At 42.8% G+C, this 13,044-nt stretch carries 11 protein-coding genes; 2 read left to right on the top strand and 9 right to left on the bottom strand.

What is annotated here, in order from left to right; translation table 11 throughout:
* The first annotated feature begins 208 nt into the window (after nt 1-208).
* Complete coding sequence (locus ACT3RN_RS10780) at nt 209-1,003, top strand: hydroxymethylpyrimidine/phosphomethylpyrimidine kinase (protein WP_192518576.1); 795 nt, start codon at nt 209-211, stop codon at nt 1,001-1,003.
* A 109-nt stretch (nt 1,004-1,112) separates the two neighbouring features.
* Here ACT3RN_RS10780 and ACT3RN_RS10775 read toward each other — a convergent pair whose 3' ends face one another.
* The 5 genes from ACT3RN_RS10775 to ppx all read right to left on the bottom strand — a co-directional run bounded on the left by ACT3RN_RS10775 (nt 1,113) and on the right by ppx (nt 7,184).
* Nucleotides 1,113-1,682 (bottom strand): YggT family protein, encoded by a 570-nt coding sequence (locus ACT3RN_RS10775; protein WP_192518577.1) that lies wholly within the window; start codon nt 1,680-1,682, stop codon nt 1,113-1,115.
* A 126-nt stretch (nt 1,683-1,808) separates the two neighbouring features.
* Nucleotides 1,809-2,642, bottom strand: coding sequence for a pyrroline-5-carboxylate reductase (gene proC / locus ACT3RN_RS10770; protein ID WP_192518578.1), 834 nt, complete (start codon nt 2,640-2,642; stop codon nt 1,809-1,811).
* Between the two features lie 196 nt (nt 2,643-2,838).
* Entirely contained in the window at nt 2,839-4,485 is a 1,647-nt protein-coding gene (gene tilS, locus ACT3RN_RS10765; protein ID WP_192518579.1) for a tRNA lysidine(34) synthetase TilS, read from the bottom strand.
* Nucleotides 4,486-4,667: 182 nt separating this feature from the next.
* Nucleotides 4,668-5,471: an acetyl-CoA carboxylase carboxyltransferase subunit alpha gene (locus ACT3RN_RS10760; RefSeq protein ID WP_192518580.1), complete on the bottom strand. Its 804-nt coding sequence runs from the start codon at nt 5,469-5,471 to the stop codon at nt 4,668-4,670.
* A gap of 186 nt (nt 5,472-5,657) precedes the next feature.
* Nucleotides 5,658-7,184 (bottom strand): exopolyphosphatase, encoded by a 1,527-nt coding sequence (ppx, locus tag ACT3RN_RS10755; protein WP_192518581.1) that lies wholly within the window; start codon nt 7,182-7,184, stop codon nt 5,658-5,660.
* Between the two features lie 468 nt (nt 7,185-7,652).
* Between ppx and ACT3RN_RS10750 the strand changes: the two genes are divergently transcribed.
* Nucleotides 7,653-7,985: a DUF962 domain-containing protein gene (locus tag ACT3RN_RS10750; protein ID WP_192518589.1), complete on the top strand. Its 333-nt coding sequence runs from the start codon at nt 7,653-7,655 to the stop codon at nt 7,983-7,985.
* A gap of 177 nt (nt 7,986-8,162) precedes the next feature.
* Here the strand turns inward: ACT3RN_RS10750 and hemL are convergent, their stop codons facing one another.
* From hemL to ACT3RN_RS10730, 4 genes are all read right to left on the bottom strand, one after another.
* Entirely contained in the window at nt 8,163-9,464 is a 1,302-nt protein-coding gene (gene hemL / locus ACT3RN_RS10745; RefSeq protein ID WP_192518582.1) for a glutamate-1-semialdehyde 2,1-aminomutase, read from the bottom strand.
* A 169-nt stretch (nt 9,465-9,633) separates the two neighbouring features.
* Nucleotides 9,634-9,789: a cytochrome bd-I oxidase subunit CydX gene (gene cydX / locus ACT3RN_RS10740; RefSeq protein ID WP_192518583.1), complete on the bottom strand. Its 156-nt coding sequence runs from the start codon at nt 9,787-9,789 to the stop codon at nt 9,634-9,636.
* 27 nt (nt 9,790-9,816) lie between these two features.
* Nucleotides 9,817-10,953: a cytochrome d ubiquinol oxidase subunit II gene (gene cydB, locus ACT3RN_RS10735; RefSeq protein WP_225739086.1), complete on the bottom strand. Its 1,137-nt coding sequence runs from the start codon at nt 10,951-10,953 to the stop codon at nt 9,817-9,819.
* Nucleotides 10,946-12,544, bottom strand: coding sequence for a cytochrome ubiquinol oxidase subunit I (locus ACT3RN_RS10730; protein WP_192992320.1), 1,599 nt, complete (start codon nt 12,542-12,544; stop codon nt 10,946-10,948). Before ACT3RN_RS10730 ends, cydB begins: the two co-directional genes overlap by 8 nt.
* Between the last annotated feature and the right edge of the window lie 500 nt (nt 12,545-13,044).

Here is a 13,044-nt window from a genome sequence, read left to right as displayed (position 1 = left end):
CATTTTTTATCTATAGCTTGGTTGTCTATGTTCAATATCTTTTCTACTATGGCTTTTTTAGCAATGGATGGCTATAGTATTTATCAGAATATTCATAACTAGACATAACAGAGCGCTACTAGCTTATCAAAGCTGTGATCTAGATAAGATAGAAATCGGCGATAATGCGCATGTTTTACTTATTTTAAAATATATTAAAGGACATTTTATGCGACCAGTGGTGTTGTGTTTTTCAGGATTGGATCCTTCAGGCGGGGCTGGATTACAAGCAGACATTGAAGCCATCGGCCAAGCAGGTGCTCATGCAGCTATCGCCTGCACGGCAATTACTATACAAAACTCACAGCAGGTATTTGGCTTTGATGCTTGTGCTGCAAGCTTGGTAAAACAGCAAGCTGAAGCAGTGCTCGGTGATTTACCTGTCAGTGTCATTAAGTCAGGTATGCTAGGTACCACAGATAACATTGCCATGCTGACTCAATTGTTTGCCAAGCAGGTTATCACTGCTGATACACCTTTTGTGTTAGACCCAGTATTGGTCGCCAATAGCGGTGGCAGCTTGGGTGATGAGCAAACCTTAGTCACTGCGTTTAGAGCACTGCTCCCCTATGCAACCTTAATCACCCCAAATACTCATGAGCTACGTGCCTTAAGTGGTGAGCAAGACTTACATATTGGTGCGCAAAAACTATGTGCCCAAGGTACCCATGCCGTGTTGGTCAAAACATCACATGATTTTGATAGCGGTGATATCAAGCAATATCTATATGTGAAAGGTGAAATGGTACACCAGAGCACTTTGCCGCGCTTAGCAGGTGAGTTTCACGGCTCAGGCTGCTCATTAGCCAGCTTTATCGCTGGACGCTTAGCGTTGAGCGACGACCTTGTTGATGCAGTGAAGGCCGCAGACAACTGGATTACTCAAACACTACGCGCAGCTGATGCACCGCACCCTGATGATAGCAATGCCCAATTGATACCCAATCGTTTTTTTCACCACTGATTTGCTCTGTGCTTATTAAACAATAAGTAGATATAAAAAAGGCGCTCTATCTATATAGAGCGCCTTTTTTTGGGCTACCAATCATTCTTAGAGAGTGTTAGGTCTTGATTTAACCTAACATGGGCACAAAGCTCGCTGCCAAACCACCTATAAATATCTCAAGTAAATAGAACGCCAAGAAAGCTACCATCGGTGATAAATCAAGCATGCCTAAGTTTGGTGTAATACGACGAAACGGTGCCAAGATTGGCTCTGCAAGATTAATAATAATACCAATAATCGGATGCTGAGATTGCGTAAATACGACAATCCAACTAACGATAATAGACCCGATCACCAAGTAGCGACACATACGCAAAAAGTCTAGAACCAAGCTAGTAGTACCAGTAAAAAATAACGGTACAGGAGCAATACCATGGTGCGTCAATGCTGCTTTACCAGAGATGTCAATCAAACGGATCAAAAACATCAGTACAATCGCCGCAATACTGATACGACCTTGACCAACGGTTGGAAAAATACGCCCAAAGACATCGACGATATGAGTCGCTTTATAAGCAGGTGCAATCATAGGATTACTGGCATCCATACCCGCAAACTGCAGCATAAAACGAATAAATACCAACATCATGGCGAAGGTGGTGACCAAATCAAAGATTTGAAATAACATATTGTTCATGAAGTGCTACTCTATGTGACATTATTAACAGGTCTTAAGATGACAAACGTCATGGTCAGATACTTGGTATTACTGCTTAGGCGTATCATTGCAAAATAGACAATGACACACCTCAGGTATGCAGAACTATTTGCTCATCTCTTCACTAAGCGCTTGGCTACGGTCAGAGCAAGCTTTCATAGCCTCACCAATTTGGCGGCCGATCTCATTGGCTTGCATCGATTCAACTGCGGCTTGAGTCGTACCTTTAGGCGAGGTAACCTGACGGCGTAATTCAGCAGGTGCGTCGTCACTATTCATTGCCATTTTTGCAGCGCCTAGCATGGTTTGCATCGCCAATGCTGACGCTTGTTCTTTGTCTAGACCTAACGCAACTGCGCCATCGATCATGGACTCAAGAAAGTAGAACATATAAGCTGGCGCTGACCCCGATACGGCAGTTACTGCATGCATCTGCTCTTCGTCATTGACCCAAATAACCAACCCAGAAGCCTCTAACACTGCGGTTGCTAGCTGCTTTTGTTCCGCAGAAATATCGCCAGTACCATACAGCCCTGTCGCACCCATTTGAATCATAGAAGGCGTGTTTGGCATCGCACGCACAATATTATCGTAACCACCTAACATGTCAGATAAAAGTGCGGTCGACAATCCTGCTGCTACCGAAATCACCAGCTGATTGTCTAAAGCATCTGCAAACTCACCAACGACCTGTCTCATGACTTGTGGCTTGACCGCCAGTATGACGACGTCTGCGCCAGTTACAGCAGCTTTGGGGTTTTTGCTGGCATCAACCGTATTCATTTGCTGCTTATCATACTGCGCACGTGTCTCTTCGCTAGGCGCTGATACCGTAATAAGCTCAGGCTTGACACCGCAGCCAATCAGACCGCTAATAAGCGCTCTTGCCATGTTGCCGCCACCGATAAAACTTATTTTTTTATTGTCTAATACTGACATTGCTACTCCCTTTTGCCAAAACTTAAAAATACTCAAACTAACATAAGCTTATGTAAAATGACGTCCAGTTTATCATACTGCTACTGGAGCCGTTTGATAAATTCAATAAGCCATCACTGTCAATATATTATAAAAAACTCAATAAACTAAAAGACTTTAATGCCACTATCAAACGACTCCTGAAGCCTCATTAGGCCTAGGGTTTTGCATTCAGATTTAGCTTGCTTACTATCAGTTTGGTCAATTGATTACCAAAAGTTAATTTATCTATATTTGAGTCATCAGCATTTGAGGTAATACTACTCAATAACCAACTCTCAAAAGGCGATATCAACAATAAAGGCAACTCCACAGGCAATGACTCTTTGCTCGCTGGCAAAACAACACTAATCACGATCAAACTTTCACGCAACCATGATGGAATACCGAGCGTTTGATAGAGCTTCTTGCCAGATTGTGGGCGAGATGCTAGGGCTGTTTTTACGCGCTGATGACGAAGTAATGGGGTTATTTTTAATACCGCTGGGCTTACAGTCTCAAGCACTACTGCATCCTTATCACTGTTCAATAATTCTTTATTACTGTTCAATAGTGCTTTATCACCAGCTAGTAGGACTTGATCCAATGCATCTGTCTGAAGCTGTAATTGCCACTTGATACTTTGACCATGACGTACGGTCATACATACAGGTCGGTCAACCGCGACATCCATATCAGGTAAAGAAGGCTGAGGTAATATCTGCATTTGCTCCTTCAGCGGTATCTCAAACCATGCCAACCATTCACAGCTCAGCCTGTACAACTGCTGACGGTATCGACGGATAGTATAGGCGCGTTTGCGACCTTGCCAAAACAGCTTCGTCTGATGGTTTTGGTCAGTGCGCTGTGCTAAGTTCAATACATCATCTATCAGTTGTTTCGCAGGCGGTAACGGTTCGTCTTGACCAAGCCAATAGTGCAATAATTGACGTTGGCGATAAAGTGGCAATCTTTGTAGCTTATCTATATTTAACACATGCTGTACAGGTGGTAGCTGTAATGATGGCACTATTGTCTGCTGTAAATCCTCTACCGCTTGTGCGCTAATAATTGACTGCGCATCACGCAGTAACTGTGCGCTACGAGCAATATTATCAATTACATTGGAATTATATTGTGCCAATGCGGGCATGACATCACGGCGCAGTCCACTACGGACATTATCACCAGTATCATTGGTTGGGTCATCAATATATGGTAACTGTAAGCGCGTGGCGTAGGCACTAATATCAGCGCGCTGTATAGTGAGCCAAGGTCGCCATAATACGATACGATGTGCGCCCTGTGTGTGTACACTCCACGGCTGCATACCTGACAGCCCATTTACTCCAGCCCCTTGAATTAATCGCATCAGTACCGTTTCTGCTTGGTCGTCGGCGTGATGCGCTAACAATAAAACATCATCTTGGTTAAGACATGCGCGCATCACATCATAACGGGCCTGCCGCGCCGCTTGCTCATCATGACCGTTCACTTGCGCTTGTAAAACTTGACACGGTATCTGTTGCATCGCTGCCCAATCAGCGACATGTGTTGCCCAAGTCCCACTATCTGCTTGCAGGCCATGATTCACATGTAAAAGCTGTGGTAAAAATGACAGTTTACCTTGTCGATAAAGCTGCACACACAGTGCGGCTAATGCCAATGAATCACGGCCACCACTACAGGCTAGCCAAATGCGGCGTCCGTGTAGCTGTTCACTGTACTCAGCCATGCTATCTAAAAACGCCACTGCTAGCTTAGCATCAACAGGTAATTCAGCGATTGGCTTGATAGCGTAAGAGAGGATTGCACTGCTGGTCATAGTCAGCCTTATTTGCTTGCTATTATTTGTGGAGTTACTAGGGTAATCAAAACACAGACTTATCGACACAAAAAAACGCGCCATTAAATGACACGTTTTTATTTTAACACTAAGCTCAATATCTAATATTAAATGCCACGTATTCGTTACGTTTAATATCAGGTTGATGCAATACTAGCCGACTAGGCAGGTAACATCACTTCAGAGTTGAATGATTTAAGTTTTTGGTAACGTAGCTCGCAACGCTCTTGTGCATCCAAATCTTTGAGCTCATCTAATTGCTCAGCAATAAGAGCTTTTAATGCATTCATAACAGGTTGCGGCTGCACATGTGCGCCCTCGCCTTCTTCAATTACTGCATCAATCAAACCCATTTGATATAGATTGATAGCATTTAACTTAAGTGCCTCACTGGCATCTTGTGCTTTTTCAGCTGTTTTCCACAAGATAGAAGCACAACCTTCAGGAGAGATAACCGAGTAGATACTGTTTTGCAGCATATTTACTTTATCACCCACACCGATGGCTAATGCACCACCTGAACCGCCTTCGCCGATAATGGTCACAATGATAGGCACTTTTAAGCTGGAAAATACTGCGATACTTTCTGCGATGGCTTGCGCCTGTCCACGTTCTTCAGCACCGATTCCAGGATATGCACCTTGGGTATCCACAAAAGTCATTACAGGAATATTAAAGCGTTCAGCCATTTTGACCAAACGAATCACTTTGCGATAACCTTCTGGATTTGCCATACCGAAGTTATGAGCAATCCGCTCACGAGTACTACGGCCGCGATGCTGACCAATAACCATCACAGGCTGACCGTCAAAACGAGCCAAACCACCCAGTATTGCTTTATCATCAGCATAAGCACGATCGCCATGCAACTCATCAAACTCGGTAAACAGCTGATTAACATAGTCCATAAATAATGGACGCTTGGCATGTCGTGCAAGCTGCACACTATCCCAGACAGTGCTCATAGACCTTTCCCTTTAATAATTATATTCAACAATGGCATCATTATCGATGTTCAGACAATAAAAGTACAGTTGTAAACTCAATAAAGGCTATAGTAGCACATCTTATATGGTATGACATTATCGACAGAGCTGCTTTTGTTACGGCAAACTGTAGCTTAATACTCACAACAGTAATTTTTATTGTCCCTAAGCTTCGACTACGCTCAGCTTCACGCCCCACTTAGCGAACTGATCAACCTCAGTATGTAGATCAGGCAATAAGAAGGCGTAGTGCTCACTACTATTGGTAACGGTAATTTGCCAACAGTTATCATCCACAACTGTTAATTGTAATTCTGGCAATTCATAATCACTGCGGCTATGATGCGCCAGTACTGCCAACCGTAATAGTAAGCAAAGATACACGAGCTGATCACCACCGATAGTACAGGTTTGCTCAAGCATATCGGCTTTGAGCTTACGGCGATGATTGAGCATTAACTGCGCCATACGTTTTTGATCGACTTGCGAAAACCCTGGAATATCTGAATATTCGAGCAAATAAGCACTGTGCTTATGGTAACTACTATGACTGATCGCCAGTCCTATCTCATGCAAAAACGCGGCACGTCTGAGCAAATCACCGTCATCGCTACTGAGATCAAGCTTTTCCTGCACCTGATCAAACAAATGACGGCTGGTCTTGACAACTTGCTTAGCTTGCTTTTTGTCGCCTGAATAGCGTTTTATTAGTGCTAACACACTACGGTCACGCACATCTTCGCTAACAAAGCGGCCAAGCATATCGTACATCACCCCTTCACGTAGCGCACCATCTGAATAAGTAATGGTCTCAACACCTAGCACCTTCATGACTGCACGCAATACGGCAACACCTGCTGGAAATACTGCTTTACGATGTTCTTTAACACCTTCTAAATTAATATCACTAACGTTACCAATCTTAGTCAGCAGCTTTTCTAGTTTTTTGACACCTTTATAAGTGATACGCTCCTGCTCATCAGCCCACCCTTTAGACACTAAAACATTACGTACTGCTTTGATCGTGCCGCTTGAGCCAACCACACTACTCCAGCCTGTTTTTTGATAACGACCATTAATAGCCAACACTTCTTTGCGCGCGCCCGAAATAGCACTGTTAAAAGCCTCTTTAGTAACCAGTCCGTCAGCAAAGTATTTTTGTGTAAAAGAAACACAGCCCATCTGCAAGCTTTCGGTTAATAGCGGATCGAACTCTTGACCGATAATAAACTCTGTCGAGCCACCACCAATGTCCATCACTAAGCGTTTATCGCTACTAGCATTGGTATGCGAGACTCCCAAGTAAATCAGCCTCGCTTCTTCACGTCCTGCAATGATCTCAATAGGCTTTGGCAAAATCTTATTAGCACGTGCAATAAAATCATTTGCATTTTTGGCTTGTCGCAATGCGTTGGTCGCTACGATTCGAATACGCTCAGGTGGCACCGAGTCTAAACGTGCCACGAAACGGCTCAAACACTCAAGCCCGCGCTTTTCGGCTGCCGCACTTAAAATTTTATTTTCGTCCAATCCCGCAGCGAGCTGCACCTTTTCAGACATAGAGACTACTTTTCGCACCTCACCATGATCAAGACGCGCAATGGCTAAGTGAAAACTGTTGGAACCAATATCAATGGCTGCCATCATTTCGTCATCAGCAAGTGGTAGGTTTGTAAGGTGTTCAATAGGCATAAGTGACATCGTTACCGTGTAAGATAAATGAAAGAACAGAAGCTAGCATCAGAAAATTAGTGTGCAAACATCACAAGTACAAAAGACAGCGAAACCCACACACATCAATAAGGTTTTGCCATTAAAGCATTTATGCCAAACACTGGCAAGTGACGCAAAATCAAGCTGAAATCGCAAGCACATCATAAGCTACTTGATAAAATCCAACGTCACATCTAATACTTGTGTTAATAATATTGGTTTGCTACATTGAAAGCCACTCATATTATAATAAATAACAGTGACTTACTGACTATTTATAAGTATGCAGCAAATAAAAGGATTTTTAAGGCGTATGGAGTGCTTGTCAATTAGCAATAGCCATTTAACTTTGTACTATATCAGCCATTAGCAAGGAAGCTAAAAATGAACCAAACTGCCACACAAAGTAAGGTCAAAGCCACTGGTGCTCAATCTAGCAAGAGTATAATGAAAGCTAGTACACCCATCAAACAAAAATTTTATGATTTCTACTTGGACGAGCATCAAAACATGGCGTGCCGAAGATTGCACTTCGCAGGCAGTAGTTTTGGCTTATTAGGCTTGGCAAAATCAATAAAAGACCGCTCACCAAAACCAGTATTAAAAGGGATTGCCGCAGGATATGCTTGCGCGTGGGTTGGGCATTTTTTCTTTGAAAAAAACAAACCAGCTTCTTTTAAGTTTCCATTAAAAAGCTTTGCCAGTGATTTTCGAATGTATAGCGATGTGCTACGTGGTAACTTGAGTCTAAAAGACCGTAAGTTTGATAAAGCACGATAAAATTCAATGCTTGGTTATTGTCCGCTCATCTCAGACTAATACAACTTTTTATCTATTTTATAGACGAAGAAATCATGGTTTTTGCTAGGGTCTGTTGAACATTTAAATATTAGGGCATAAAAAAACCAGCACAGTGGCTGGTTTTTATTTTAATGCCGAAAGCGATTACTTATAAAGCTAAGCCTTTGCCATTTCTGCAAATATCTCATCAGCAGCTTTGATTGACGCATCAATATCTTCATCGCTATGCTTGATTGACATAAAACCTGCTTCATAGGCAGATGGTGCCAAATAAATACCACGATCCAGCATACCGTGGAAGAAAGTATTAAACACTTCCATATCGCACTCTGTCACGTCATCAAAGTTGCTAGGTGTATCAGTCGCTGCGTCTTTGACGAAGAACATGCCAAACATGCCACCCAGTTTATTGGTGCGTAGGTTGATACCATGCTTATCGGCAGCCTCTTGAAAACCGTCTACTAGACGATCTACTTTCGCTGCCAATTCATCATAAAAACCTTCTACCGTTAAGTCTTCAAACATAGCGATACCAGCACGCATTGCTAACGGGTTACCTGATAACGTGCCAGCTTGATAGACACCACCAAGTGGGGCGATACAAGACATAACGGCTTCCTTACCACCGAAAGCACCAACTGGTAGACCTGCACCGATGATTTTACCAAAGCAAGTCAAATCAGGAGTAATACCGAAGTGTGCTTGTGCGCCGCCAAGACCAACACGGAAGCCAGTCATCACTTCATCAAAAATCAATACCGCACCATTAGCAGTACATTCGGCACGCAACGTATCATGGAAGTCTTGTGTTGGAATGACCATGTTCATGTTACCAGCGATTGGCTCTAAGATAACACAGGCAATCTCTTCGCCCCATTTTGCAAAACAATCCTTAATCGCTTGTGGGTCATTATAAGGAATCGTAATCGTGTGCTTGGCAAAGTCAGCTGGAACACCTTTTGATGTTGGCTCACCAATATCAAGCATGCCTGAGCCCGCTTTTACCAATAAGCTGTCTGAGTGACCATGATAGCAACCTTCAAACTTAACGATTTTGTCACGCTGCGTATAGCCACGAGCCAAGCGAATCGCGCTCATGGTTGCTTCTGTCCCAGAGCTGGTCATACGAATCATCTCCACACTAGGAACAATTTCGCAAATTTTATCAGCCACGGTGGTTTCAAATGGCGTAGGCGTACCAAAACTTAAGCCATCATCGGCTGCTTTTTTAACGGCATCGATTACTTTGGGATGCGCATGGCCTAAAATCATTGGTCCCCAAGACCCAACATAATCAATATAGGCGTTGTCTTCAGTGTCATAAATTTTACTGCCGTTGGCACGGTGCATAAAAATAGGCGTGCCACCTACCCCAGCAAACGCGCGAACAGGTGAGTTAACGCCGCCCGGAATATGCTTGCGAGCTTGGGCAAAAAGTTGTTCGTTTTTAGTACTCATAGTCATGACTCTTTATTATATTGATAAAAAATATCGATTAAACGGCTTGGTGCGCCTATCTTAACAAAAAAAAGTGAGCTCATCTGAGCTCACTTTGTATCTAACCAATAAAACCTATTATAAAAACAGCTATCATTCAGGCGCTTTACCAGAATAATTGACCACTGCTTTACTCAGGTAGTTTCTCAGGTTCAGGTGTTTCCTGCTGTTTCTGTTTAGGAGAAAATGACTCTAAGCGACCTTGCTCATGCTCTAACCAAATTGCATTAACAATGGCCAATAACACCGCGAATCCTAACCCCAATACCCAGGCGAAATACCACATATTGTTCTCTCCAAATTAGTAGACCGTTTAGTAAAGCGTGTGATCATTTTCACGGATATAAGCGGCAGTGACTTTACCGCGCATGACGCTATACGCCCAACTGGTATAGATCACAATGAGTGGTACAAAAATAGCCACAGCATAGAGCATAATCATTAGTGTTAAGTGACTAGAGACACTATCCCAAATCGTCAAGCTAGAGTTTGGAAAGGTTGATGATGGCATAATGAATGGGAATAATGCGATACCTGCCGTCATGATAACACCTAATACGGCAATACTTGAGCTAACAAACGCTGTCAGTGTTTTGCCGATTTTTAATAACATAGCCGTTACTAATGCCATCAATACACCCAATGCAGGGAAGACCCACGCCACTGGATAAGTCGCAAAGTTAGTCATCCAACCACCAGGCTGCGAAACCACTTCTTTGCTAAGCACATTCGGTAAGCCAGCTGGATCAATTGTTGATGTAATGACATAACCATCAAGCGTTTGTACCCAAAATCCAGCGCCAACAAACAATGCCACCATCACCACAGCAGAAATCATGGTGTAACGAATCGTACGTGTCTGAATAAGACCTTCTGTACGATGCGCTAAATAGGTACCGCCTTGCATGATTAACATGGTAGCACTGACTAAACCACAAAGAATAGCAAATGGACTTAATAGTTGCCAAAAATTGCCTGTATAAGTCGATCGTAACGTATTATCAAAGCTAAATGGCACACCCAAAAATAGATTACCAAAAGCAACACCGAAGACCACTGCAGGTACAAATGAGCCTACAAACAGTCCCCAGTCCCAGGCGTTACGCCATCTTTGATCTTTAACCATGCTACGGTACTTAAACCCAACTGGTCGAAAAAATAGTGCCCATAGAACTGCCATCATCGCCCAATAAAAACCACTGAACGCCGTTGCATACACCATCGGCCAAGCAGCAAATAATGCACCACCTGCAGTAATAAACCAAACTTGGTTGCCTTCCCAATGTGGTCCAATCGTATTAATAACTAGACGGCGTTCTTCATCATTTTTACCAATGAATGGCAACAGGGTACAAACCCCCATATCATGCCCATCCATAATGGCAAAACCAATTAGCAGTACACCAACGATCAGCCACCACATTATTTTTAATGTTTCATAATCAAACAACATGAGTCACCTCCTGATCCGCGGCAGTCGGCGTTACATTGCGAGGTGTCTCGCCATCATAACGTCCTGTACCCAAACTTGCTGGCCCTAACTTCACGTATTTAATCATCAAGTACATCTCGATAATCAACAAGACGGTATAAAACCCAACAAACCCAGCAAGCGACCAATAAACATTCGCCACACCGATATTCGATGTTGATACATAAGTTGGCAGTACACCATAAATAGTCCAAGGCTGACGACCATATTCAGCGACAAACCAACCAAGCTCAGCTGCTATCCAAGGTGCTGGTAACATCACAACAGCCCATTTAAGTAGCCATGTTTTTTCAGCAAACGTTCCTTTAAAAGTAAACCACAAGCTGGTTAAGAATAACGCCAACATTAAGAATCCAAGCCCTACCATGATACGGAAAGACCAAAACATCGGCGCTACCTTAGGAATGGTGTCATCTGCGGCTTTCTGAATCATTTCAGGTGTGGCCTGTGAGACATCAGCGGTATATTTTTTAAGTAGAAGTCCAAATCCTAAGTCATCTTTGACCTTATCAAACTCAGCCCTTAATGCCATATCATCTGGCGTTTCACGCAGTTGCTCTAATAGTCCTACCGCAGTGATACCAGTGGTAATGCGTTCACGGTTTAGCTCTTTAATATCATGTATACCAGGGATTTCTGTATCCAAAGAACGCGTACCGATCAGTCCCATCGCATAAGGAATCTGCACTTCCCAGTTATTTTTCTGCTCTTCTTCGTTAATACTAGCAATCAAATTGAACGGTGCTGGCGCAGGCTCAGTGTGCCACATCGCTTCCATCGTCGCCAATTTGGTTTGTTGGGCTTTACCAACGGAGTAGCCTGATTCATCACCCAATACAATCACACTACAAATAGACGCCAGACCAAAAGCCGCTGCTACCTGAAAACTGCGCTTGGCAAATTCAACGTCTCGTTTGCGCAGTAAGTATAAGGCTGAAATAGACAATACAAACAATGATCCCACGACATAACCTGCCGATACCGTATGTACAAATTTATTCTGGGCATCCGGGTTAAATAGAATGGCTGAAACATCAACCATTTCCATGCGCATGGTTTGATAATTAAATTCAGCACCGACAGGGCTTTGCATCCAGCCGTTGGCAATCAAAATCCATAATGCTGAAAGATTGGTTCCGACTGCCATCAAGACAGTAACAACTAAATGTTGAAAGCGAGACAGTCTGTCCCAACCAAAAAAGAATAACCCTACCATTGTGGATTCAAGAAAGAAGGCCATCAGCCCCTCAATGGCAAGCGGCGCACCAAAAATATCGCCTACATACTGTGAATAATAAGACCAGTTGGTGCCGAATTGAAACTCCATGGTGATGCCTGTCGTGACACCAAGCGCAAAGTTAATACCAAATAACTTGCCCCAATAACGCGTCATATCCTTCCACACTTGTAACCCTGTGGTTACATAGACAGCCTCCATAATCACCAGGAGCCAAACCATGCCTAACGTGAGTGGAATAAACAAAAAATGGTAAAGCGCTGTCACCGCAAACTGCAAGCGGGACATGTCTACTAGATGTTCAGTAATCATACCAAACTCCCTAAAAATAAGGGCTTACCAGCACAGTTCACTATCAAGACAAACACCCTGTATGTTATATCAGAGATATTTATCTATTGAATATATTCAATTAACTTAGCTACTAGCCCTGCGTTACCCATAAGATTGAGCCTTTTTGATACCAATATTCATTTATGTTTGTCATCACTATTCTTAAAAGCTGCAAACACTTGATTAAATACAAAGTAGTACCAAAAAAACCAACAAGAAGCGAAGCAATAACCACTCTATTAGCCCTAATAAAATGGCAATAAGATAAAAACAAAAATTCTAAACTATTAACAATTACAATATATTTAACAGTATAATGTTTAAGCTAAATCAACACAAGTATTTAAAACCACATAAAATATGTGGTTTTAAGCCTAGATTATTACATAGTTTACAGAAAATTACATCCGCGCCATAATGTCAGCACCCTAAATCAAAGCGGTTTAGACCCTGATAAGCCAAATACTATGAAGGCTTAC

It is taken from the genome of Psychrobacter sp. AOP5-GZ1-6 (assembly GCF_052376345.1).
GTDB lineage: Bacteria > Pseudomonadota > Gammaproteobacteria > Pseudomonadales > Moraxellaceae > Psychrobacter.
The sequence above is the reverse complement of the archived record's forward strand: the minus strand, read 5'-3'. Positions and strand labels throughout refer to the sequence as shown.